Source organism: Rhodoferax ferrireducens T118 (assembly GCF_000013605.1).
Classification (GTDB): Bacteria; Pseudomonadota; Gammaproteobacteria; order Burkholderiales; family Burkholderiaceae_C; genus Rhodoferax; species Rhodoferax ferrireducens.
Map to the genome: position 1 here is coordinate 4,575,052 of NC_007908.1, position 23,818 is coordinate 4,598,869.

22 protein-coding genes are annotated in these 23,818 nt (G+C 64.6%); 13 read left to right on the top strand and 9 right to left on the bottom strand.

The annotated features are described in order from the left end of the window. Position 1 precedes the first annotated feature (1 nt). Together RFER_RS20780 and RFER_RS20785 are read left to right on the top strand one after the other, a co-directional pair. Positions 2-1,699 carry a hydrogenase maturation protein gene (locus RFER_RS20780; protein WP_011466361.1) on the top strand — a complete coding sequence of 566 codons (1,698 nt, stop codon included), beginning with the start codon at positions 2-4 and terminating at the stop codon, positions 1,697-1,699. Continuing rightward, on the top strand, positions 1,696-3,123 hold the full coding sequence (locus RFER_RS20785; RefSeq protein WP_011466362.1) for a sigma-54-dependent transcriptional regulator: 1,428 nt from the start codon (positions 1,696-1,698) through the stop codon (positions 3,121-3,123). The genes RFER_RS20780 and RFER_RS20785 overlap by 4 nt, the downstream gene beginning before the upstream one ends. Positions 3,124-3,149: 26 nt before the next feature. Here the strand turns inward: RFER_RS20785 and RFER_RS20790 are convergent, their stop codons facing one another. From RFER_RS20790 to RFER_RS20805, 4 genes are read right to left on the bottom strand one after another with little or no spacing between them, the layout of a single operon-like run. Then, entirely contained in the window at positions 3,150-3,800 is a 651-nt protein-coding gene (locus tag RFER_RS20790; RefSeq protein ID WP_011466363.1) for a TetR/AcrR family transcriptional regulator, read from the bottom strand. After that, positions 3,797-6,892, bottom strand: coding sequence for an efflux RND transporter permease subunit (locus tag RFER_RS20795; RefSeq protein WP_011466364.1), 3,096 nt, complete (start codon positions 6,890-6,892; stop codon positions 3,797-3,799). Before RFER_RS20795 ends, RFER_RS20790 begins: the two co-directional genes overlap by 4 nt. 13 nt (positions 6,893-6,905) lie before the next feature. Further along, on the bottom strand, positions 6,906-8,057 hold the full coding sequence (locus tag RFER_RS20800) for an efflux RND transporter periplasmic adaptor subunit (protein ID WP_011466365.1): 1,152 nt from the start codon (positions 8,055-8,057) through the stop codon (positions 6,906-6,908). A 37-nt stretch (positions 8,058-8,094) separates the two neighbouring features. Continuing rightward, positions 8,095-9,552: an efflux transporter outer membrane subunit gene (locus RFER_RS20805; protein WP_011466366.1), complete on the bottom strand. Its 1,458-nt coding sequence runs from the start codon at positions 9,550-9,552 to the stop codon at positions 8,095-8,097. A gap of 469 nt (positions 9,553-10,021) precedes the next feature. Between RFER_RS20805 and RFER_RS20810 the strand changes: the two genes are divergently transcribed. The 5 genes from RFER_RS20810 to RFER_RS20830 all read left to right on the top strand — a co-directional run bounded on the left by RFER_RS20810 (position 10,022) and on the right by RFER_RS20830 (position 12,528). After that, positions 10,022-10,645 carry a GyrI-like domain-containing protein gene (locus RFER_RS20810; protein ID WP_011466367.1) on the top strand — a complete coding sequence of 208 codons (624 nt, stop codon included), beginning with the start codon at positions 10,022-10,024 and terminating at the stop codon, positions 10,643-10,645. 340 nt (positions 10,646-10,985) lie between these two features. Further along, positions 10,986-11,174 carry a hypothetical protein gene (locus tag RFER_RS24750; protein WP_244095762.1) on the top strand — a complete coding sequence of 63 codons (189 nt, stop codon included), beginning with the start codon at positions 10,986-10,988 and terminating at the stop codon, positions 11,172-11,174. A 56-nt stretch (positions 11,175-11,230) separates the two neighbouring features. After that, on the top strand, positions 11,231-11,713 hold the full coding sequence (locus tag RFER_RS20820; protein WP_011466368.1) for a VOC family protein: 483 nt from the start codon (positions 11,231-11,233) through the stop codon (positions 11,711-11,713). After that, positions 11,710-12,057 (top strand): GFA family protein, encoded by a 348-nt coding sequence (locus RFER_RS20825; RefSeq protein ID WP_011466369.1) that lies wholly within the window; start codon positions 11,710-11,712, stop codon positions 12,055-12,057. Before RFER_RS20820 ends, RFER_RS20825 begins: the two co-directional genes overlap by 4 nt. 57 nt (positions 12,058-12,114) lie before the next feature. Then, positions 12,115-12,528 carry a VOC family protein gene (locus RFER_RS20830; protein WP_011466370.1) on the top strand — a complete coding sequence of 138 codons (414 nt, stop codon included), beginning with the start codon at positions 12,115-12,117 and terminating at the stop codon, positions 12,526-12,528. A gap of 62 nt (positions 12,529-12,590) precedes the next feature. Here RFER_RS20830 and gap read toward each other — a convergent pair whose 3' ends face one another. After that, positions 12,591-13,589 carry a type I glyceraldehyde-3-phosphate dehydrogenase gene (gap, locus tag RFER_RS20835; RefSeq protein WP_011466371.1) on the bottom strand — a complete coding sequence of 333 codons (999 nt, stop codon included), beginning with the start codon at positions 13,587-13,589 and terminating at the stop codon, positions 12,591-12,593. Between the two features lie 35 nt (positions 13,590-13,624). Further along, positions 13,625-15,706 carry a transketolase gene (gene tkt, locus RFER_RS20840; protein ID WP_011466372.1) on the bottom strand — a complete coding sequence of 694 codons (2,082 nt, stop codon included), beginning with the start codon at positions 15,704-15,706 and terminating at the stop codon, positions 13,625-13,627. 117 nt (positions 15,707-15,823) lie between these two features. On the opposite strand from tkt, the gene RFER_RS20845 reads away from it, so the two are divergent. After that, the gene (locus tag RFER_RS20845; protein WP_011466373.1) at positions 15,824-16,945 is read left to right on the top strand and encodes an NADH:flavin oxidoreductase/NADH oxidase; all 1,122 of its coding nucleotides are present in this window, start codon (positions 15,824-15,826) and stop codon (positions 16,943-16,945) included. A gap of 61 nt (positions 16,946-17,006) precedes the next feature. Here RFER_RS20845 and RFER_RS20850 read toward each other — a convergent pair whose 3' ends face one another. Further along, on the bottom strand, positions 17,007-17,492 hold the full coding sequence (locus RFER_RS20850) for a PaaI family thioesterase (RefSeq protein WP_011466374.1): 486 nt from the start codon (positions 17,490-17,492) through the stop codon (positions 17,007-17,009). A gap of 58 nt (positions 17,493-17,550) precedes the next feature. On the opposite strand from RFER_RS20850, the gene RFER_RS20855 reads away from it, so the two are divergent. Beyond that, positions 17,551-18,021, top strand: coding sequence for a MarR family winged helix-turn-helix transcriptional regulator (locus RFER_RS20855; RefSeq protein ID WP_041791055.1), 471 nt, complete (start codon positions 17,551-17,553; stop codon positions 18,019-18,021). A gap of 17 nt (positions 18,022-18,038) precedes the next feature. Continuing rightward, positions 18,039-18,428 carry a DUF488 domain-containing protein gene (locus RFER_RS20860; protein WP_011466376.1) on the top strand — a complete coding sequence of 130 codons (390 nt, stop codon included), beginning with the start codon at positions 18,039-18,041 and terminating at the stop codon, positions 18,426-18,428. 106 nt (positions 18,429-18,534) lie between these two features. Here the strand turns inward: RFER_RS20860 and RFER_RS20865 are convergent, their stop codons facing one another. Beyond that, positions 18,535-19,539: a TIGR01212 family radical SAM protein gene (locus tag RFER_RS20865; RefSeq protein WP_011466377.1), complete on the bottom strand. Its 1,005-nt coding sequence runs from the start codon at positions 19,537-19,539 to the stop codon at positions 18,535-18,537. Positions 19,540-19,732: 193 nt separating this feature from the next. Between RFER_RS20865 and RFER_RS23150 the strand changes: the two genes are divergently transcribed. After that, positions 19,733-20,908: a nickel-dependent hydrogenase large subunit gene (locus RFER_RS23150; protein WP_011466378.1), complete on the top strand. Its 1,176-nt coding sequence runs from the start codon at positions 19,733-19,735 to the stop codon at positions 20,906-20,908. Here RFER_RS23150 and RFER_RS23630 read toward each other — a convergent pair. Further along, positions 20,895-21,164, bottom strand: a complete 270-nt coding sequence (locus tag RFER_RS23630) for an ATP-binding protein (protein ID WP_011466379.1) — start codon at positions 21,162-21,164, stop codon at positions 20,895-20,897. The two genes, RFER_RS23150 and RFER_RS23630, sit on opposite strands and share 14 nt — an antisense overlap. 144 nt (positions 21,165-21,308) lie before the next feature. Between RFER_RS23630 and RFER_RS20875 the strand changes: the two genes are divergently transcribed. Continuing rightward, positions 21,309-22,310, top strand: coding sequence for a HupU protein (locus RFER_RS20875; RefSeq protein ID WP_244095763.1), 1,002 nt, complete (start codon positions 21,309-21,311; stop codon positions 22,308-22,310). Positions 22,311-22,324: 14 nt separating this feature from the next. Next, a complete protein-coding gene (locus RFER_RS20880) occupies positions 22,325-23,815 on the top strand; it encodes a nickel-dependent hydrogenase large subunit (RefSeq protein ID WP_011466381.1) in 1,491 nt (496 codons plus the stop codon). Positions 23,816-23,818: the final 3 nt, after the last annotated feature.

The window sequence follows — 23,818 nt, forward strand, 5'->3', positions numbered from 1 at the left end:
CATGCGCATCCTGCTGCTCACCCATGCCTTTAACAGCCTGAGCCAGCGGCTCGGCGCTGAACTGCGCCAGCGCGGGCACGAGGTGTCGGTTGAGTTTGACATCAGCGACTCGGTGACCGAGGAAGCTTGTGCCTTGTTTGCACCCGAGCTGATCGTGGCGCCCTACCTGCGCCGCGCCATTCCTGAGTCCGTCTGGTCGCACTGTCTGTGCCTGATTGTTCACCCCGGCGTGCCGGGCGACCGGGGACCCTCGGCGCTGGACTGGGCAATCGACGCGGGACGACAGGAATGGGGCGTGACCGTGTTGCAGGCCGAGGCTGAAATGGACAGCGGGCCGGTTTGGGCCTGCGCCAACTTCTGCCTGCGCGCCGCCAAGAAAGCCAGCGTCTATCGCCATGAAGTCACGCAAGCGGCCACTCAGGCCGTGTTGCAGGCCGTGGAGCGCTTGGCCAGCGGCAGCTTTGTGCCGCAGCGCCCAGTCAACAGCCGCTGGCGACCCCTGATGAAACAGACTGAGCGCACGATTGACTGGCAGCTTGACGACAGCGCCACCGTGCTGCGCAAGATCAATACGGCGGACGGCGTGCCCGGTGTGGCCGACGCGCTGTTTGGCCAGGCTTGTCATCTGTTTGATGCTGCTGTGGAAGCCACCTTGCGCGGCACGCCGGGTGAGGTGATCGCGCAGCGCGAAACCGCCCTGTTGCGGGCCACCGTTGATGGTGCGGTCTGGATCGGCCATGTCAAACGCCCCGGCAGCATCAAGCTGCCCGCCACGCTGGCGTTTGCCCCTGAATTGACCGCCGTTCCATATTCGCCGCTGCCAGGCTGGTGGCGTGTCCAAATCCCCACCTGGCAAGACATTGCCTACGAAGAAGCTGAGCAAGTGGGCTACTTGCACTTTGAGTTCTATAACGGCGCCATGTCCACCGGGCAATGTGAGCGCCTGCGTTCTGCCCTGGCCTGGGCCAAGCAGCGGCCAACGCGCGTGCTGGTGCTCATGGGCGGACAAGACTTCTGGTCCAACGGCGTCCACTTGAACGTGATCGAAGCGGCAAGTTTGATGGGTGGCTCAGCCGCTGACGAGTCCTGGCGCAACATCAACGCCATGAACGACCTGGCACTCGAACTCATCACCACCGAGCATCAGATCACCGTGGCCGCCGTGGGCGGCAACACCGGCGCCGGCGGCTGCTTTCTGGCCCGGGCAGCCGACTTGGTGTGGGCGCGTGAGGCGGTCATGCTGAACCCGCATTACAAAAACATGGGTAATCTGTATGGCTCTGAATACTGGACGTATTCTCTGCCACGCCGGCTGGGCCTGGAGGCGGCGCGCGCCATCATGCACAACCGCCAGCCTTTGATGGCGCAGCAGGCGCTGCAGATGGGCTTCACCGATGACTGCCTGCCTGGCGACGTGCCCGCGTTTCGCGCAGAGGTCGCCCGTTATGCATCAAAACTGGCTGCAGCCCCCGATCTGCAAGCACAGATAGCTACTAAAAACGAAGCAAGAGCGCGCGACGAAGCGACCAAACCACTGGCCGCCTACCGCGCCGAGGAGATGACACACATGCACCGCAACTTCTACGGGTTCGACCCCAGCTACCACGTGGCGCGACACCATTTTGTTTACAAGTCGCCGGCCTCATGGACACCCCGGCACCTGGCCGTGCATCGCGAACTGGGCTGGAAGCGGCCATGAGCGGGCGCGCACCCCTGGCGGTGTTGGTGGTGGATGACGAACAGCGCTCGCTGGAGACGCTCAAACGCACGCTGGATGACCATTTCACCGTGTTCACGGCCTCGTCGGCTGAACAAGGCAACGCCGTGATGGCGCAGGAGTTGGTGCAGATTGTGCTGTCGGACCAGCGCATGCCCGGCACCTCGGGTGTGGCATTTTTGCGCGGCGTGCGCGCCCAGTGGCCCAACACCGTGCGGCTCATCTTGTCGGGTTACACCGAAGCCGAAGACATCATCACCGGCATCAACGAGGCCGGCATCTGGCAATATCTGCTCAAACCCTGGCACCCGGACCAATTGCTGCTGACGCTGCAAAGTGCCGGCGAGCTGTGGCGCTTGCAGCAGGAAAACCAGCGCCTGACGCTGGAGCTGCGCGCCAGCCCCGAAAACCTGGCCCTGCGCGTCTTCAGCCTGCGCCAAAAAGCCAAAGCGCTAGCGGGCTTCGACAAGTTGATCCGCGCCGACAGCAGCCCGCTCAATGAAGTCTGTGCGCTGGCCGAGCGGGTGGCTGGCCACGACCTGTCGGTGCTGATCACCGGTGAATCGGGCACTGGCAAAGAGCTGCTGGCACGCGCCATCCACTACGCCAGCGCCCGCGCCGAACAGCCTTTTGTGGTGGAAAACTGCGGCGCCATGCCCGACACCTTGCTGGAGAGTGAGCTCTTTGGCCACAAGCGCGGCGCCTTTACCGGCGCCACCGACACCCACATCGGCCTGTTTCAGCAGGCCGATGGCGGCACGCTGTTTCTGGATGAAATCGGCGAAACGTCGCCCGCCTTCCAGGTCAAGCTGCTGCGGGCGCTGCAAGAGGGAGAAATCCGCCCGGTCGGCAGCCCACGCTCGGTCGGCGTCGATGTGCGCCTGATCGCCGCCACCAACCGCGATCTGGAAGCCGATGTGGCGAGTGGGCGCTTTCGTGAAGACCTGTACTACCGCGTGGCCGGCATCACGCTGTACCTGCCGGCGCTGCGCGAACGTGCGCAGGACATCGAGCCGATCGTGACCGATATGCTCAAAAAGTCACCCCTGGTCGGGCGAAGAATGTCGCGTGAAGCCCTGAACCTGCTGACCCGCCACGCCTGGCCCGGCAACGTGCGTGAACTGCAAAACGAGATTCGCCGGGCGCTGGCGCTGGGCGACGGCCCCGTGCTGGGCGCTGAACTGCTGTCACCGCGCGTGCGCCAGACCGCCGCCCTGCCCGATCCGGTGTCTGACGCCGTTGAAGAAGAATCAGGGCAGCTCAAACACCATCTGGATCGTATGGAGGCCCAACTGATCCGGGATGCCATGCTGCGTCACAAGGGCAATAAAACCCACGCCGCTGACGAACTCGGTTTGACGCGGGTTGGGCTGCGGATGAAGATGATGCGGCTCGGGCTCGGGTGAGTGGCGCTTGGGGCACAGGCAACTGGCTACAGCCCCTTCTCCACCATAGCCAGCAGTCGCTGCCCAATCTGCTGCATCTGCGGGCCGACGACGCTGCCCAGCGGGCCGTCGATGACCAGCATGGCCAGGCCGTGCACGGCCGACCAGGCGAGAAATTCAGCTCCCGGGCGGCGCTCGGGCGGCATCACGCCGGCCTGCACCAGTTGGTCCAATGCGGCGCCCAGCAGTTCGAACGGGTTCAGGCCGCCGGGGCCGGCCTTGGCCGGGTCCGGCGTGCCTGGCTGCAAATCACCTGCGGCCGCGAAAGCGGTGCGGAACAAGCCGGTCTCGGTCTGGGCAAAACGCAGGTAGCCGGTGCCAACGGCGCGCAGGCTGGCGCGGGCAAAGTCAGCTGGTGGCAGGTCGTGCGGCAAGGCGGCCAGCTCATCCTCCATCGCCTTGGCCACAGCCGACAGGGCGGCGGCGCGCACCGCCTGCAGCAGGGCCTGCTGGCTGGCGAAGTGGCGGTAGGCCGCGTTGGGTGCCACACCGGCGCGCCGGGTCGCTTCGCGCAGCACCACCGCAGCGGGCCCGCCGGCGCGCGCCAGTTCGATGCCCGCCTCCAGCAGAACGCGCCGCAGGTCGCCGTGACGGTAGGTCTTGCGTGGCGGTGGGGTCATGGTTGATACGGCCGTCATGGTCTTGCTGCTTGTGGACTGGGGCCAGCATGTTCGCGCCGGAACAGGTGGCCCAGGCCCTGCACCGCATCGTCGACGTAGGTGAACACCACCGGGATCACCAGCAGGCTGAGAAAGGTGGAGGTGATCAGCCCGCCGATGACCACAATCGCCATCGGCGCGCGGAAGCTCGGGTCAGTGCCGAAGCCGATCGCAATGGGCAACATGCCCGCACCCATGGCGATGGTGGTCATCACGATCGGGCGGGCACGCTTGTGGCAGGCGTCCAGCAAGGCGTCCCAGCGGTTCAGGCCATGCTCACGGCGCGCCATGATCGCGTACTCGACCAGCAAGATCGAATTCTTGGTCGCGATGCCCATCAGCATGATCATGCCAATCATCGACGGCATGGTCAGGTCGGTGCGGGTGATGAACAGGGCCAGGATCGCGCCCGGTATCGACAGCGCCAGTGCCACCAGGATCGTGACCGGCTGCACCCAGGCATGGAACAGCAGCACCAGCACGATGTAGATGCACAGCACGCCGGTGAGCATGGCCAGGCCGAAGCTTGAGAACAGCTCACCCATCGCCTCGGCGTCACCGACCGCAGTCTTGCTGATGCCGGCGGGCAGTTTGGCCAGGCTCGGCAATGCGTCCGCCTCGGCCTGCACCTTGCCCAGTGGCTGGCCGTTGAGCTCGATCTCGAAGTTGACATTGCGCAGCCGGTCGTAGCGGTCGATCTGCGCCGGGCCGCTGTCAATCGTCAGCGTGGCCACATTGCCCAAGGCCACCGGCCCACGCGCGCCGGGGATCGCCAGCCTCTCCAACAGTGGCAGATCCTGCCGGGCGACGTCCGGCAGGCGCACCACCACCGGGATCTGACGCTGCGAGAAGTTGAGCTTGGCCAGGCCCTGGTCATAGTCGCCCGCAGTCGCGATGCGCAGCGTGTCGGCAATCGCCGCCGAGGTCACACCCAGGTCGGCGGCGCGCGCGTTGTCGGGCCGCACCACGAGCTCGGGCCGCTGCAGGCTGGAGCTGGAGGTCACCGCGCCGATGCCGGGAATGCCGCGCAACTCCTTTTCGACCCGTGCGGCGTGCGCATTCAGCGCCTCGCCGTCCTCGCCGGCGAGGACGAGCATGAACTTCTCCGACGATCCGCCGAAGCCGACGTTCAGCCTCGCCCCGGGCACTGCTTCGAGCGCGCGACGCAAATCACTTTCGATCGCCTGCTTGCTGGTGCCGCGGCGTTCGGAGCGCGGTGTGAGGTTGATCGTCAGTGTGGCCTTGCGTGCCTCAGCCGCGCCGGCCGACAGGAACGGGTCGGTGCCGGCCTTGCCACCACCGACCGCGGTGTAGACCATCTTCACATGCGGATTCTTCTGTACGATCACGCGCGCCTGCTCGGCCACTGCCAACGTCTGCCTGAACGTACTGCCGGGCGTCAGCGTGATGTAGACCTGGGTCTGCGACAAGTCGTCGGGCGGAATGAAACCACCGGCGATTTTTCCCAGGAACAGCGGCGTACACGAACCCAGCGCGAACACCACGGTGGCGATCAGCGTCCACAAGCGGTGCTTCAGGCACCAGGCCGCGAGCCGCAGATACCACTTCATCCAGACCGGCTCGGCATGCGGCTTCTTCGGGGCTTTCAGGATGTAGGCGGCCATCATCGGCGTCAGCATGCGCGCCACCACCAGCGAGAAGAACACCGCGATCGCCGCGGTCCAGCCGAACTGCACAAAAAACTTGCCCGCCACGCCCGCCATGAAGGCCGTGGGCAGGAATACCGCGATCAGCGTGAAGGTGGTCGCAATCACCGCCAGACCGATCTCGTCAGCCGCCTCCAGCGCCGCCTGAAAGGGCGACTTGCCCTGACCGAGGTGGCGCATGATGTTCTCGATCTCGACGATGGCGTCGTCGACCAGGATGCCCACCACCAGAGACAGCGAGAGCAGCGTGACGACGTTGACGCTGAAACCCAGCCAGTGCATCACCGCGAAAGTCGGGATGATCGACAGCGGCAGCGCCACGGCCGAGATGAAGGTGGCGCGCCACTCGCGCAGGAAAAGCCAGACCACGATCACCGCCAGGATGGCGCCTTCGATCATCAGCGCCAGCGAGCCGTTGTAGTTCTCGATCACCGGATCGACGAAGTTGAAGGCCTCGGTGATGGTCACGTCGGGGTGCTCGGTCTTGAGCTTGTCGAGTGCGATATGCACACCGTTGGCCACCTCGACCTCGCTGGCTCCGCGCGAACGCGTGATCTCGAAGCCGACCACTGTCTGGCCATTGAGCAGCGCAGTTGAGCGTTGCTCGGCCACAGTGTCGCTGACGCTGGCCACCTGGTCGAGGCGGATGCGCCGGCCGTCGCTCAGCGAGATTTCGAGGGCGCCCAGCTCCTGTGCCGAATGCACCGTGGCGATGGTGCGCACCGACTGTTCGGCGCCCCCCAGGTCGGCACGCCCACCGGAGGCGTCCTGCTGGATGTCGCGCAGGCGCCGCGAGATATCCGCCGCGGTGGCGTTCAGCGCGAGCAGGCGCGCCGGGTCAAGCTCGACCCGTACCTCGCGCTGAACGCCACCGACGCGGCTCACCGCACCGACGCCGCGCACCGCGAGCATCGCCTTGCTGACCTGATGATCAACGAACCAGGAGAGTGCCTCGTCATCCATGCGCGACGACGACACGGTGTAGGTCAGCACCGGCATGCCGGCGAAGTCCATCTTGGTGATGGCCGGGTCGCGCAGATCGGCCGGCAGGTCCGAGCGGATGCGCTGCACCGCGTCACGCACGTCGTCCATCGCCTCCTGGGTCGGTTTTTCGAGGCGGAACTCGGCCGTCACGGTGGCCATGCCGTCCTGCACCTTGGTGTACAGGTGCTTGAGACCCTGAATGGAGGCCAGCGAGTTCTCGATCTTGCGCGCCACCTCGGTTTCCATCTGCGCCGGTGCCGCGCCCGGCAGCGAAGCGCTGACGATCACGGTGGGCAGATCGATGTCGGGGAACTGCTGGATCTTCATCGCGCGAAAGCTCATCAGACCCACCAGCGTGAGCATGATGAACAAGAGCACGGATGGGACGGGTTTGCGGATCGACCAGGCGGAAACGTTCATCGCGCGCTCCCACTCACTTGGCTGACACGCCGCTGGCGTTCGACGCGGTCTTCACCGGCGTGGCCGTCTCGACCACCCGCACCGTGTCGCCGTCGGACAGGAAACCGCCGCCGCCGGCAACGACGCGTGCTTTCGGATCGAGACCGCCGGTGATCTCGACGCGGTCGCCGGCGCGGCGTCCGATCGACACCTTGGTCTGCGCGACCTTCGAATCGGGGCCGATGCGCAGCACGTAGCTGAAGCCGTCGCGCAGCAGCACCGCCGTCTGCGGCAGCGTGAGCGCCTCGGCGCTGCCGAGCGTGAACTCGCCACGCGCGAACATGCCGACCTTGGCCGCGCCGGGCGCCGGCAGGTCGACATAGACGATCCCGTTGCGGGTGGCCGCATCGACCGTCGGTGCGACCATGCGCACGGTGCCCTTGATGGGAACACCGCCGGCCGGCGTGATCGTGGCGACCATGCCGGACCTGAGCGATGCCAAGTCGACGGCCGGGATCTCAGCGCGCCACTCGATCCGGCCCTGGCGAATCATGCGAAAGAGCTCCTGCCCGGCCGGCAACACCGCGCCCACGGTGGCGCTGCGCGCCGAAATCACGCCGCTGTCGGGCGCCAGCACCTGGGTTTGGGCCAGGCGCAGCTGCTGCGTTGTGGCCATGGCGCGCTGGGCATCGACCCGGGCCTGCGCGGTGCGCTCGGCGGTGAGGTACTGGCTGATCTGCTGCGCACTCAAGGCGCCGGTGGTTTGCAGTTCGCGTGCGCGCTGGGCGTTGGCGGCCGCCTCGGCCAGCGTGGCCTCGGCTTCGGCCATGCCTGCGCGCATCTGGGCCAGGTCGGCCTGAATCGTGTCGGGAGCGAACGTGGCCAACACCTGGCCGCGTTTCACCACGTCGCCCACGTTGACCCGCACCTCGGCCAGCCGCAGGCCGTTGGCCTCGGTGCCGATGCTGGCTTCCTGCCAGGCGGCCAGGTTGCCGTTGGCGCTGATTTTCCGCGGCAGCGTTGTGCTTTGCGGCTGGGTGGCGTTGACCGTCAGTGCGGGCTTGTCCGCGGTCGCGGGCTTTTTGGCGTCGGACGCTCGCTCGGTGAGGGCAAACGAGGCCACGCCAAGCAGGCTGGCCAGCGCGACCGCAAGTGCGATCCATCGAGGTTTGAAGTAGTTTTTCATGGTCGTTCCTGAATGGCAAATGGAGATTCGATTGGGGTCAGTTCCGGGTGGCGGTCACTGCTGCGCTCTGCGCGTCGGCAATCCAGCCCCCGCCAAGAGCCCGGTAGAGGGAGATCCAAGCCATCACGCGTTCGCGCTGCAATTCGATCAACGCACTCTGCGCCTGCACGGCGCTGCGGCGCGCATCCTCGAGTTCGAACAGGCTGGCCAGGCCGCTCCTGAAGCGTTCGTCGGCGGCGCGGTAAGACGCGGCGAAGCCCTCGGTCGCCACCAGAGCGTCGCTGCCGCGCGCGGCCGTGCTGTGCAGCGCGACCAGGGCTTCCTCGACTTCGCGAACCGCCACGCGCAGCCGGCTCGCGTAGATGACGCCGGCCTCCACGTAGCGCGCGCGCGCCGCCTCCACGTTGGCACGACGCGCCCCGCCGTCGAACAAGGGCATGACCACCGACACCGGGCCCAGGCTCCAGACCGGGCCGTCGAGCGTGTCCGCAGCGCTTGAGAAACGCGCCGCGCCTATGGCGCCGTTCAAGACAATGCGCGGGTAGCGCTGCGCCTGCGACTGGCTCAGGTCGGCGCTGGCGGCCAGCACCTCACGCGCGGCACTGAACAGGTCGGGGCGTTGCGCCAGCACGTCGGCCGGAATGCTGGCGACCACGATCTGCGCGGGCTGTGGCAAGCGCGCGCTGGCCGGCGCGAGTTGACTGCGCAAGGCTGGCTCGGCCACGCCCGTGAGGGCCACCATCGATTTGACGCCCAGGTCGCACAGCGCGCGCTGCTGAGTGAGCAGGTTTCTGCCCTGGGCGGCGCTGGCTCGCGCCAGCGCAACGCTGGCGGTGGCTTGCAAGCCCGCCTTTGCCGCCAGTTCGGTCAGGCGCGCGGTGTCGGCGCGCGAGTTGGCGTCGATTTGCGTTTGCACGAGTTGGGCCTCGCAGGCGCGCAGGCTGACGTAGGCGCCGGCCACCTCGGCCGCCACCGAGACGCGGGCGTCGTGCCAGGAAGCCTGAGCGCCGGCCAGCCGGGCCTGCGCTGCGTCACGCGCCGCCGCGTTGGCGCCGAAGAGGTCGACCTCCCATGCCGCCTGGAGGCCGACGGACGTGGTGTTGCCCAATGGCAGGCTCAAGTCCTGGCGACCACGAACCGCGCTGGCATTGGCATTGAGTGTCGGGCCGAGGGCGGCGGCGGCAGACACGCGCGCCGCGCGCGCCTGCGCGATGCGCGACTGCGCCGAAGCGAGCGTGGGGCTCACCGCTTGTGCCGCGTCGATGAGTTGCGTCAGCAGCGGATCGTCGAACTGTTGCCACCAGCGGGCCAGGTCAGTGAGTTGGCCGCCGTGTGGCAGCGGGGCCTGCCATTGCGACGGTGCGGCCGTGGCTGCCGGTGCATTTGACACAGCGTCGCCGGGCGTGGGCAAGCCGGCGCAGGCGCCGAGCATCACCACGGCCAGTGTCGCTAGCGTGAACCGCGCGATGTTGTGGCCTTCGAAGGGTCCAGTCATGATGGCTCTCAGTGCTATCTGGTCAACGATTTGTGCAGGTCAGGATCCTCGGGGCTCAGACCGGGACGCGCAGTGGAACGGGCAAGGTGAAGGTGGCGCTGACACAGGTCATGATGAAGTTCCCTTAAAAATTGAGTTGGGAACATACAACCCTGATGTTCCAAATCAACTTGGCTTGGCCGCATGCCTGGCGCAGCCCAGTACTTCATGTGGACGCCATCCACAAGTAAACTATAGCATGGCTGACGGACCGTGGCTAGATCAAAGTGATGGGCCTGCTCTTCGCATGGATCAGACGGTCGATGGTCGGCCAGGACTTCGAGATGGGGCTTGCAAATCTATGTCGATTGCGGAGAATCAACTTCAGCCGTTTCATACCCGGCAAACGTGAAGGCGTCAACAACCCTGGCACGTCGTCCACGCTCCTCTGGAGCTGACACCATGCTGGCTGCAACCCCTGGAGACACCCATGGAAAAAATCGATTGGAAAAAGGAACTCAAGCACCTGTACCAGGCCTCCGCCCGAGAGGTGATGCAAGTAGAGGTCCCAGCCATGAACTACCTGATGGTGGACGGCCAGGGCGACCCGAACACCTCGCAGGAATACGCCGATGCGGTCGCTGCCCTGTTTGCAACGGCCTACAGCCTCAAGTTCATGGTCAAGAAAGGGGCGCTCGCCATCGACTACGGTGTGATGCCGCTGGAAGGCTTGTGGTGGGCGAAGGACATGAGCAAGTTCAGCCCCGACGACAAAAGCAACTGGCTGTGGACAGCGATGATCGCGCAGCCGCCTTTCATCACGCGGGAGATGGTGGACACCGCCATCGCCGCAGTGGCCAAGAAGAAGAACCCGGCGGCCATTTCCAGGCTGCGCTTTGAGGCTTACACCGAAGGCCGTTGCGCGCAGATCATGCACATTGGCCCCTTCAGCGAAGAGGGGCCTGCGATAGAAAAGTTGCATCATTTCATCCAGGCCAGCGGGCACAAGCGGCACGGCAAGCACCACGAGATCTACCTGAGCGACATCAGCAAAGCCGCTCCGGCGAAATGGAAGACCCTCATTCGCCAGCCTATGTCGCCATCCGAACGATGAGACGCAGCAACTTGGCGGCGGGGGGAGTCACGGTGCGGATCCAGTGCATCAAGTCATCGAGATCGTGCCGGATGACCTGCGGACGCAAGGGCCCCCCTGACGCGGCGCACCTTGTTATTGCTACTTAAAGAATAGCGCATGGCCCAATATCGACGGTGGCTAGAGATCAAAATTACTTATATTCCGGGCAGCAATCACACGGCAATTGTTGATATGGCAGTCGTGTTATTGACGGGATGTGGACATCACCCATTGCCTTTGCTATTATTTGTGGACAGTGTCCACAAAATCTTCCGAGGACATAGGCGGTTCGTCAAAAGGGCATTCGATGGAGAAACCGATGGCTGAACTCACGATGACGAGTTTCCTGACCCTTGACGGCGTCATGCAGGCCCCTGGTGGTCCGAACGAAGACACGAGCGGCACCGGCGTGGTGATCAGCGGCTGCCAGCGCGCCGGCCGCCCGGCCTACGGCTCGTTCGAAGTGGACGAACAACCGCGGTTCCGGGATGGAGGTGCCCACCCTTGATCCAGGAATTGAGCCCCCTCGTTTCATACCAGGCCAGCGTGAAGGAGTAACAGCCTATGCAAAAAATCACCCCCTTTTTGTGGTTCGACAGCCAGGCCGAAGAGGCAATGAATTTCTATGTTTCGATTTTCAGGAACTCGAAAGTTTTGACTGTCAATCGTTATGGTGAGGCAGGGCCGGGTCCCAGGGGCACGGTCATGACCGCCAGTTTTCTGCTCGACGGGCAGGAGTTTGTCGCACTCAACGGCGGGCCGCAATACAAGTTCACGCCGGCCATCTCGTTTGTCGTGAACTGCGAAACGCAGGCAGAAGTCGATGACTTGTGGGACAAGCTCTCAGCCGGTGGCAGAGAAGACCAATGTGCCTGGTTGCAGGACAAGTTCGGTGTCTCCTGGCAGATCGTTCCCAGGGTGCTGATCGAGCTGTTGAATGACCCCGATCCGGCCAAGGCCCAGCGTGTCATGGCGGCCATGATGAAAATGAAAAAGATCGACATCGCCGCTTTGCAGCGCGCCGCTGCGCAAGGAGAGAACACATGATTTACAAAGGTAGCTGCCACTGCGGAAAAATCGCATTTGAAGTGGACGGCGAACTCACCGGGGCGATGGCGTGCAACTGCTCGATCTGCTCGCGCAAAGGCGCGCTCATGTGGTTCGTGCCGCGCGACCAGCTGCGCTTGCTCACAGCGGAAGAAGACATGAGGACCTACACCTTCAATCAACATGTTATCAAGCACCACTTCTGCCCGACCTGTGGCATACATCCGTATGGCGAAGGTGTTGACCCCAAAGGCAACCGCATGGCCGCCGTCAACATTCGCTGCCTCGAAGACCTTGACCTGGCCTCTGTCCCGGTCACCAACTTCGACGGTCGTGCCAGGTGAAGACCGTATGGAGATAAGGGAGATCGATCAATATCAACCACTGAAAAGGAGATAGTCATGCAAGTTCAGCCCTACTTATTCTTTGAAGGCCGCTGCGAAGAGGCGCTTGAGTTTTACCGCACCACCCTGGGCGCCAAGGTCACGATGCTGATGCGCTTCAAGGAAAACCCGGAGCCGCAGCCTCCCGGCATGTTCCCGCCCGGCTCGGACGACAAAGTGATGCACGCGAGCTTTACCATTGGCGAAACAACGCTGATGGCCTCGGATGGCCGGGCCACTGGTAGCCCGGTGTTTCAAGGCTTTTCGCTGTCGCTGTCGGCCCCGACCGACGCCGAGGCCAAGCGGCTGTTCAGCGCCCTGGGCGATGGCGGGCAGGTGCAAATGCCGCTGGGCAAGACGTTTTTTGCCTCGTCCTTCGGCATGGTGGCTGACCGCTTCGGCGTGTCATGGATGATCATCGTGGCGCCTTGAAGCGCGGCTCATAAAAAACGCGCCCGAAGGCGCGTTAGTCATTTATTGGCAGCGAAGACCGCTTATTTGGAGACCACGCGCGCCATCTCCAGGCACTTGCTCGAATAGCCCCATTCGTTGTCATACCAGCTCACCACCTTGACAAAGGTGCTGTCGAGCGCGATGCCGGCGTCGGCATCAAAGGTCGAGGTGCAGCTCTCGCCGCGGAAGTCGGTGGACACCACTTTGTCTTCGGTGTAGCCCAGCACACCCTTCATGGCGCCCAGGGATGCAGCCTTCATGGCGGCGCAGATTTCAGCGTAAGTGGCGGGTTTGTTCAGCTCCACGGTCAAGTCCACCACCGACACGTCGGAGGTCGGCACACGGAAAGACATGCCGGTGAGCTTCTTGTTCAGCTCGGGAATCACCACACCCACCGCCTTGGCCGCGCCGGTGCTGGAAGGAATGATGTTTTCCAGAATGCCACGGCCGCCGCGCCAGTCTTTGTTGGATGGGCTGTCGACGGTTTTTTGCGTTGCCGTGGCAGCATGCACGGTGGTCATCAGGCCACGCTTGATGCCCCAGTTGTCGTTCAGGATCTTGGCCACCGGAGCCAGGCAGTTGGTGGTGCAACTGGCATTGCTGATGATCGCTTCACCCGCGTATTTGCTGTCGTTCACGCCGTAGACGAACATCGGGGTGTCATCCTTGGAAGGCGCACTCATGATGACTTTTTTGGCGCCGGCGGTGATGTGTTTTTGCGCCGTTTCCTTGGTCAGGAACAGACCCGTGGCCTCGATCACGATGTCGGCGCCGACTTCGTTCCACTTCAACTCGGCCGGATCTTTGACGGCGCTGAGGCGAATCTTTTTGCCGTTGACGATGAGGTTGTTGCCTTCGACGGCGATGTCGCCCTTGAAGCGGCCATGCACCGAGTCAAACTGCAGCATGTAAGCCAGGTACGCCGGCTCCAGCAAGTCGTTGATGCCGACCACCTCAATGTCCTTGAAGTCTTGCACTGCGGCACGGAACACCATGCGCCCGATACGGCCAAAGCCGTTGATACCGATCTTGATTGTCATCTGCTTTTCTCCATTAGTTAAAACTTGAAACCTGCTTACTTGCGCAAAACCTTTTCTACCGTGTCCGCCACATTTTCGGGGGTAAAGCCGAAATGCTGAAACAACACCGGCGCGGGTGCGGATTCACCGTAGCTGTCGATGCCGACCACCGCCGCACAGCCATATTTCCACCAGCCGGCGGAGACGCCCATTTCGACCGCGATGCGTGGCACGCCAACGGGCAGCACGGCTGCTTTGTAGGCTGCACTTTGTTGGTCGAATGTGGTGGTGCTCGGCATGGAGACGACGCGTACCGCTATTTTTCTGCTAGCTAGCAACTCCTGCGCCTTGAGTGCCAGTTGCACCTCGGAGCCGGTGGCGATGAGCACCGCCTGGGTCTTTTTCTTCAGGCCCACCTCAGACGGCTCGGCCAGTATGTAGGCGCCCTTGCTGATGTCACCCAGACCGGCCTTGGGCGCGTAGTGGATGTTCTGGCGGGACAGCAGCAGCGCGGTGGGCTTGCTTTTGTTTTGCAAGGCCACCGCCCAGGCGACGGCGGTTTCAGCCGTGTCACCGGGGCGCCAGACATCCAGATTCGGGATCAGGCGCAGGGATGCCGCGTGTTCGATCGACTGGTGCGTCGGGCCGTCTTCACCCAGACCAATGCTGTCATGTGTGAACACATGCACCACGCGCAGTTTCATGAGCGCGGCCATGCGGATGGCGTTGCGGCTGTAGTCGCTAAAGGTCAGGAAGGTGCCGCCATAGGGAATGAAGCCACCATGCAGCGCAATGCCGTTCATGATGGCGGCCATGCCGAACTCGCGCACGCCGTAGTTGATGTGGCGCCCGCCCACCATCACGCCGTCGGCGTTCGGCGTCTGCACCACGCCACCGGTAAAGTCAAAACGCAAATTTGGCGTGCTCTTGGTGTTGGTCAGGTTCGAGCCGGTCAGGTCAGCGGAGCCACCAAGCAGTTCCGGCAGCGCAGCAGTGAAGGACTCCAGTGCCAGTTGCGAGGCTTTGCGCGAGGCCACGGTTTCAGCCTTGGTGTGGGCCGCCACGGCGGTATTGACCGCGACCTGGGCAAAGTTTTTCGGCAGCTCACCCTTCATGCGGCGCACCAGCTCTTTCGCCAGGTCGGGGAAGGCCGCTTTGTAGGCGGCAAACCTGTCGTTCCAGGCCGCCTCGGCAGCGGCGCCGGCGGCCTTGGCATCCCACGCGGCATACACGTCTTGGGGGATGCTGAAAGGCTTGTGCGACCAGCCCAGCGCAACGCGGGTCAGCAGGATTTCCTCCGCACCCAGTGGCTCGCCATGGGCCTTGGCGGTATTGGCGCGATTGGGGCTGCCCTGGCCGATGGCGGTCTTGCAGATGATCAGCGTGGGCTTGTCAGCCGAGGTCTTGGCCTCCGCGATGGTTTTGGCGACCAGGTCAGCGTCGTGGCCATCGATGGGGCCGAGCACGTTCCAGCCGTAGGCCACAAAACGCAACGCGGTATTGTCGATAAACCAGGGCGCCACCGGGCCATCAATCGAGATGCCGTTGTCGTCGTACAGGGCGATCAACTTGTTGAGCTTCCAGGCGCCAGCGAGGGCGGCCGCTTCGTGGCTGATGCCCTCCATCAGGCAGCCGTCGCCCAGGAAGGTGAAGGTGTTGTGGCTGACGACGTCGTGACCTTCGCGATTGAACTCTTTGGCCAGCAGTTTCTCTGCCAGCGCCATGCCCACCGCATTGGTGATGCCCTGGCCGAGCGGACCGGTGGTGGTTTCCACGCCGGGGGTCACCCCCACCTCGGGGTGGCCGGGCGTTTTGGAACCAAACTGGCGAAATTTCTTCAGCTCGGTGATGGGCAGCTTGTAGCCGGTCAGATGCAGCACCGAGTACAACAACATGGAAGCGTGTCCGTTGGAGAGTACGAAACGGTCGCGGTCAAACCAGTGGGGATTGGCGGGATTGTGTTTAAGGTGCTGACCCCACAAAGCCACCGCCATGTCGGCCATGCCCATGGGCGCGCCGGGGTGGCCCGAGTTGGCGGCCTGCACCGCGTCCATCGCCAGCGCGCGGATCGCGTTGGCCATCTCAGCGCGGTTGGCGCTGATTGTTTGTGGTGCTTGCGCTTGTTCTGTATCAGCCATGGGTGGCAACTCCGGGAGTGTGTGGGGGTGAGGGGAAACCATGGATTTTACCGGGCTGAAAAACACGCCCGGCCTGGGCTATGCTTTGGGCTACCCATCAACTCTTGAGTGAGCACCATGAGCCTGCTGTTTTCTCCCCTGCATCTGCCCTCGCCGCGCGGTGGCCTGACCTTATCCAACCGCATCGTGGTCGCGCCCATGTGCCAGTACTCGGCCCGCAACGGTGAGGCCAGCGACTGGCACCTGATGCACTGGGGCAACCTGCTCAACAGTGGCGCGGCGATGTTCACCATCGAGGCCACGGCCGTGCTGCCCGAAGGCCGCATCACCCCCAGCTGCCTGGGACTGTGGGATGCGCGCACTGAAGCCGCGCTGGCCGACAAGTTGCAGCGGGCGCGCCAGCTCGCGCCGCCCTTGCCCGTGTGTATTCAACTGGCGCACGCCGGGCGCAAGGCGTCCAGCGCGGTGCCGTGGCAAGGTGGCCAACTGCTGCCCGCCGCGCAGGGCGGCTGGGAGACGTTTGGCCCTTCGGCCTTGCCGCAACTTCCCAACGAACCCCCGCCCACCGAACTGACGCTGGCGCAGATGGCGCAGATCCGTGACGCGTTTGTGGCCGCTGCCCAGCGTGCCGCGCGCATCGGGCTGGAGGCCGTGGAGATTCACGGCGCCCACGGTTATTTGCTGCATGAGTTCTTGTCGCCGCTGGCGAACCAGCGCAGCGATGCCTATGGCGGCAGTTTCGAGAACCGCATCCGCTTTCCGCTGGAAGTATTTGCCGCCGTGCGCGCCGCCTTTGACGGCGTGCTGGGCCTGCGCGTCTCGGCCTCGGACTGGGTCGAGGGCGGCTGGGACGTGGCACAGAGTGCGGAGTTCGCGAAACGGCTGAAGACGCTCGGCTGTGACTTCATCCACGTCTCTTCCGGCGGTGTGTCGCCCCAGCAAAAGATCGCTTTGGGGGCGGGCTATCAGGTGGCCATGGCGCGGGCCGTTCGTGCCGCCAGCGGCCTGGTCACCACCGCCGTTGGTTTGATCACCGAGGCGCAACAGGCCGAGGCGATTTTGCAGGCCGGTGACGCCGACCTGATCGCACTGGCGCGGGCCTTTTTGTATGAGCCGCGTTGGGGCTGGCACGCCGCTGCCGCCCTGGGCGGTCAAGTGGTGGCCAACCCGGTCTACTGGCGCTGCCTGCCGCGCGAGGCGCAGACGGTGTTTGGCAAGGTGTCGATTGGCGGGCGTTAGCCGGGTTTACATGGATTTTCGGTCGCCAGCCCTTACCAAATCTGCATAGTAAGCTATCTTTTTAGGAGCTTGCTGGGCGACCGGCCAGCACCATGAGCGTCGAGCTGCCATGCGCGAGCACGCGTCCGTCTTGCGACAGGACTTTCGCTTCGACTGAAATAATCTGCCGCCCCTGCGCGACCACTTGGGCGTGTGCGCGCACGCGCCCCGCGTCAGGGGCAATGGGACGCGAGAAGTTGCCTTTGGTTTCCACGGTCGTATAGCCGACGCCCGCAGGCAGCAAGCTCAGTCCCGCGCAGCCCGCAGCGCTGTCGATCAAGGTCAGCGCCCAGCCGCCGTGCACCGTGCCCATGGGATTGAGCAGTTGCTTGCCGGGCTCGCCCTCAAAGGCCGCAAAACCGTCGCCGACTTCGACGAGCCAGAAGGACATCGTTTGTGAAATCGGTGCCTGCGGTAGCCGGCCCTCGATGATGGCCTGCAGCAAGGCCTTCCCGCTCAAGGTCGCGGCTTCCTGGGAGTCGGCCAGACCATAGTGATACTTTGTCATCGATGCGCCTTTCGTTTTAAATGTAGCTGCATTGAATGCAGCTGCATATAATAAACACATGACTCTTCCAACGCAACCCAATCGTTCATTGCGGGGCGACGCGGCCAGCGCCCTGAATGAGGATTTGGCCTGGAATGCCCGACTCGCAGCGAGGCTGCTGACGGCGGCCCTGGACCAAGGCCTGAAGGCCTCGGGCCTCACCAGCACCCAGTTCGGACTGATGTGCCTGATTGCATCGTCGCCCGACGACACCGTGGGCGGATTGGCGGCCCGCGGCGGACTCAATCAGTCGACCATGTCGCGCAATATCGATGCGCTGTCACGCGCCGGGCTGGTCGAGGTGGCGACCGTCAACCAAGACCGCAGACGCCGCGCCATGTGGCTCACGGAGGCGGGATTGATGCGATTGAACGACGCGATGCCCTTGTGGCGCAGCGCGCAGCAGGCGCTTGCGGCGCGACTGGAGCCGCAACTCGCGCAACATTTGTCCGGCGTCAAGCAGGTGCTGGCGCCCGGTCCTGCAGGTTGATCAAGCAAGGAGTGGCCATGGGAATACGAATTGTCCGATTGGGGAGCGAGCGAGCGCCGGCTGAAGGCATCAGGATAGGAACCGTGCGGCGTCCGCCGCGAGGCGTACCCAAAACCGAGTTTGCACGGCAGAACTGGTACGACATCTGGTACCCCAACCTCGCGCCCAGCATCGAGACCATGAAGCTCGGACAAGCAGCCGATGACGACGCCAAGTGGAACGCGTTTGCGAAGCGCTACCGCGCGGAAATGAAGCAGCCCGATGCGACGCGCACGATTGAACTGCTGGCCAAGCTGTCGCATGGCGCCGATTTCTCCATGGGCTGCTATTGCCAGGACGAGTCTCATTGCCATCGCTCGATTCTCCGGGCGCTGTTGCATGAACACGGGGCTTTGCTGAGCGCATGACCGCCGGCTGCGGCCCGGCGTGTGGCCCCGCGTGCCGATGTCTAGAGCCTTTCAGGCCGCCAGCCCAGTAGCTGCGGCTTTATGCGCTACTAATAACATAGCAATCTCAAACTTGACCGGGCGCCGTCGCTACATAGCGGCAACCCTGCCAGCTTGAGCGCCGCGCCAGCTCGGCCGTCAGGCGCGGCGCGAGTTCGGACAGGCGCAGGTTCCAGTCCGGCGCGAGTTTGAGTGACGGTGGCACTTCGCTGCCGACGCGCTGCAGCAGGACCCGAGGCGACAGGCGCTCGATGAAATCGACCAGCAGACTGATGCAGGCCTGCTCATCGAGCAGCGGCACGGCCTCGGGATTGCGCTGCCATTCGCGCGCCAGCGCGGTGCCGCGCACTAGTTGCAGCTGATGCAGTTTCAGCGCATGGATCGGCAGCGCCGAGAGCTGGCGCGCGCCGTCCAGCATGCTGGCGTGGGATTCGCCCGGCAGCCCGAGCATGACATGGGCGGTGACTTCCAGTCCGCGCGCCGCCGCCCGCTCGATGGCGTCGACGCTGGCGGCAAAATCGTGGCCGCGATTGACCCGCGCCAGCGCCGCGTCGTTGCAGGACTCGACACCGATTTCAAGTTCGATGATGGCGTGGCCCGACAGCTCGGCAAGGTAGTCCAGCACCCCGTCGGGCAGGCAGTCGGGGCGGGTGCCGATGGCCAGCCCGCTGATCTGCGGATGGGCCAGCGCCTCGGCGTAGCAGGCGCGCAGCCGCTCGGATTCGCCGTAGGTGTTGCTGTAGCTCTGAAAATAGGCGATGTAGCGCTGCGTGCCGGGGTAGCGCCGATGCAAGAATTCCAGCCCGGCGTCGATCTGTTCGGTGATGCCCTGGCGCCGGTGCAGGTAGCCCGGCGTAAAGCTGGCGTTGTTGCAAAACGTGCAACCCCCGGTGCCGACCAGGCCGTCGCGGTTCGGGCAGGTGAAGCCCGCCAATACCGAGACTTTCTGCACCCGCCCGCCATGACGCGCCTTCACATGGTCGTTCCAGGCGTGGTAGCGACGTTCGCCAAAAGGCGAGCTGGCGGCTGGATTCATCCGGTGCGCCGTGACCGCGCGGCGCCAGGAAGACACGGCGAAAGACGGGGAGTAAAGGGCGCCATGACGTTGTGGAAGTAGAAAATGAAGCGTTGAGCGGGCCATTGTAAGTAGCGACTCTGCGTTCAGCGCGCTGGCCTGCACCTGGCCTTGGCGCCAGCTAAACTGCCTCAATCCATGCCGCACGGCCTGGACCGAGTTCGCCCAAGCGACAGAAAGGAAGACGACAGTGACAGCGCCTGCACCCGCAACCGCGACTGCGGCCCCTTGGGATACGCTCAACGGGCAGTACCAACTGTGCCCGGGCACGCCGCGCAGCATCGTCGGCCAGCGCCCGGTGCTGGGCGCCGGGCGACTCGGGCGTTTGCTGCGCGGCCAGCGCGGCGAGCAGGTCGGCCGCACGTTGAGCAGTGTGTTCACGCTGTGCGCCCATGCTCATCGCGGCACCGCCGAGCTGGCCTTGGCGGTCGCACAGGGCGAGGCAGGGGCCGCGCCGCCCAGTCCGCCACCGCTGTTGCTGTGGGTCGAGACCGCGCGGGATCACTTGCGCAGCATCGCACTCGACTGGCCGCAGCGACTGCCCAGCTTGTCGGCCGACCGCCCGGCGCTGGAATGGCTGCGGGACTGTCCCTTGCCGCTGGCCACCGCCACGCGGCTGGATGCGGCGGCGGCGGGCGCGGCGCTGGACGCTTTGCGCCTGTGGCTGGAGCAACGCGTCTTCCAGCAATCGGCATCAAGCTGGCTGAGCGCCCACCGGGACCCCGACGCATTGGCGCACTGGTGCCACGCGCAGGCCGCTCGCCTGCCGCCGGCCCATTGCCTGGCCAGTTGGCAGCCGATGGCGCACGCCTTGCGGCCAGAGATGCGCGGCCTGAATGTGCTCGATGAGGATGCGGCGCTGCAGCGTGCCCAGTTGCGCCAGTTGGCGCAAACCCTGGTCGATCAGCCCGACTTTGCGCAACAGCCAACGTGGCTGGGCCAGTGCTTTGAGAATGGTCCCTGGACGCGCCTGCGCCACCGGCAAACTCAAACGGCTACGCCGCACAGCGCCTGGACGCGCTTGAGCACGCGCTGGCTGGAACTGATCGAAATTGCGGCTGCTTCTGCGCCAACCCAAAGTCTGGGCCGGGTCGCGCTGTTGGCCACCGGGGCCATGAAGCTGGGCCCTGGCCAGGCCCTGGCCTGGTGCGAAATGGCGCGCGGCCTGCTGCTGCACTGGGTGCAACTCGATGCCCAAGGCGCGGTGCAGGACTACCAGGTGGTGGCGCCCACGGAGTGGAATTTCCATCCCGACGGGGCACTGGCGCGCGCCGTGGCGGCCTTGCCAGCCGGCGATACGCTAGGCGCCAGCACACTGGCGGCGGCCTTTGACCCTTGTGTGCTCTGCACGATCAAACAGGTATGAACCGCCCAGCAGGGGGGCTTGCGGGCTCAACGGGTAGCGGGTTTGCGCTGACGGGCTTCTGACCCATGGTAATCGCGTCGATAGCGCAATTCGCAGCGCATTTTCCGCAACCGCTACAGCGCTCGCTGTCGTGCAGCACGGAAGTTTTTTTCCACTCGTGTGTTTCGAAGGCAAACAGCCGGAGATGACAGGCGGCAATACACCTTCCACATCCTGAACAACGTGCAGCATCAATCGTCGGAATTCGGATTGCCATGGCGAAGAATACCTTGGATTGCTTATTCAAGCATCAGTGGATTCTTTTAGACGACATGGTGAGTTATCGAAAGTTTCACGGCCGGCCGGCCCGGTATAGACTCTTGGCAGCGGGGGACTAACGATGCTTGAAACTGGAGATCACATGGCACTGAACGTGTTGTGGTTGCAATCCGGCGGTTGCGGGGGCTGCAGTATGTCGCTGCTGTGCGCCGATACGACCGACTTCCCGGCCCTCTTGCGCAGCAACGGCATCAGGCTGCTGTGGCATCCCGCGCTGTCGCTGGCGGGCGAGCAGGACTTGATCCAGCTGCTGGAACGCTGCCTGGCAGGCCAGTTGCAACTGGACGCACTGTGTATTGAAGGGGCGCTGCTACGCGGCCCGCAGGGTACGGGGCGTTTCCACAGGCTGGCTGGCACCGGCGTCGCGATGACCGATTGGGTGCGCCGGCTCGCCGGCGTGGCCGCGCATGTGGTGGCGGTCGGCAGTTGCGCGGCCTGGGGCGGCATCACGACCGCGGGCCGCAACCCGACCGATGCCTGCGGGTTGCAGTATGAAGATGATCAGCCAGGCGGCCTGCTGGGTACCGACTTTCGGGCTGGAGCTGGGCTGCCGGTGATCAACATCGCGGGTTGCCCGACCCACCCCGGCTGGGTACTCGACACGCTGATGATGCTGGCCGCCCATCAACTGACCGAAGAGGACCTTGACCCCTTGGGGCGGCCGCGTTTTTATGCCGACCAACTGGTGCACCACGCCTGCACCCGCAACGAGTATTACGAATACAAGGCCAGTGCGGCCAAGCCCACCGACCTGGGTTGCCTGATGGAAAACATGGGTTGCAAGGGCACGCAGGCGCACGCCGACTGCAACACCCGGCTCTGGAACGGTGATGGTTCCTGCCTGCGCGGCGGCTTTGCCTGCATCAACTGCACCGCGCCGGGTTTTCAAAGCCCCGGTCATCCGTTTCACATCACCCCGAAGCTGGCGGGCATCCCGATCGGCCTGCCCGTGGACATGCCCAAGGCCTGGTTTGTGGCGCTGGCTTCCTTGTCCAAGAGCGCCACGCCCCGGCGCGTCAAGGTCAATTCGCACAGCGACCACGTGGTGCTGCCGCCAGTGGCTCGCAAGACGCGGCTGCGCTAAGCGCAGACCTGCCCATGAGCCGCCTGATTCTTGGCCCTTTTAACCGCGTCGAGGGTGACCTCGAAGTCCAGCTGGAAGTCACCGATGGCCGGGTCACTGAGGCCCGCGTCAACGCCCCGATGTTCCGCGGTTTCGAGCTTATCCTGAATGGCCGTGACCCGATGGATGCTTTGAGCATCGCGCCGCGTATTTGCGGCATTTGCTCGGTCTCTCAGTCGGTGGCGGCAGCCAAGGCGCTGGCCGATGCGTCAGGCGTGGTGGTGCCGCCCAACGGCATGCATGCCATCAACCTGATGCTCGCGTGCGAGAACTTTGCCGACCATCTGACGCATTTTTATCTGTTTTTCATGCCCGACTTCACGCGCGCGGTGTATGCCGCCCGGCCCTGGTTTCGGGAAGCCGAGCGGCGCTTTGCAGCACTGGCTGGCAGCACCTCCAACGGCGGCCTGCGCAGCCGCGCAGCACTGGCGGCGCGCGCGCGCTGGTTTGAGCTGATCGGCACGCTGGGCGGCAAATGGCCGCACACCGGCGCCGTGCTGCCGGGGGGCACGTCACGCGCGATCGAGACCACCGAGCGCATTCGCCTGCTGGCGCGGGTGCGCGAGATGCGCGCCTTTCTGGAGCAAACGCTGTTTGGCACAGCGCTGGAAGAAGTGGCAACGCTTGACAGCCTGGCCGCCTTGCAGCGCTGGCGCGCGCGTGCTGCGGGCAGCGACATGGCGCTGTTTCTTGACCTGGCCGAGGCGACCCAGTTGACGAATTTGGGGCCGGGACCGGGCCGCTACCTCAGCTACGGCGCCTACGCCCGGTTTGAAGGTGGTCACGCCTTGGCGCGCGGGGTTTGGGACGCCGCCCTGCAGCAAGGCCTGCCGCTCGACCCGACGCAGATCAGCGAAGACGCGCGCCACGCCTGGTACGCTGAAAGCACCAGCGCGCAAGCCCTGCACCCGATGGCCGGCCTGACCCAACCCGAGCCGGACAAGCCGGGCGCCTACAGCTGGAACAAGGCGCCGCGCTTAGGGAGCCAGGTGGTTGAGACCGGCGCCATTGCGCGGCAACTGGTGGACGGCCAGCCCCTGATCCGCGCCGCCGTGTTGGCGCATGGCGGCACGGTTTATACCCGGGTGCTGGCGCGCTTGCTGGAGATGGCCCGCATCCTGCCGCTGATGGAGCAGTGGCTGCTGGCGCTGCAGCCACACGCGCCGTTTCATGCGGTGCAGGCGCAGCCCGAGCAGGCGCAAGGCATCGGGCTGACCGAGGCGGCACGCGGTGCGCTCGGGCACTGGCTGCGCATCGAGAACGGTCGTATTGCGCATTACCAGATCGTGGCACCCACCAGTTGGAACTTTTCGCCGCGCGATGCGGCGGGCACGCCCGGCGCGCTGGAAGCCGCGCTGGTGGGCGCACGGCTTGACAACGCCATTGAGGGCGCCGGTGGCCAGAGTGTGGCGGTGCAGCACATCGTGCGTTCGTTTGATCCGTGCATGGTCTGCACGGTGCATTGAAAC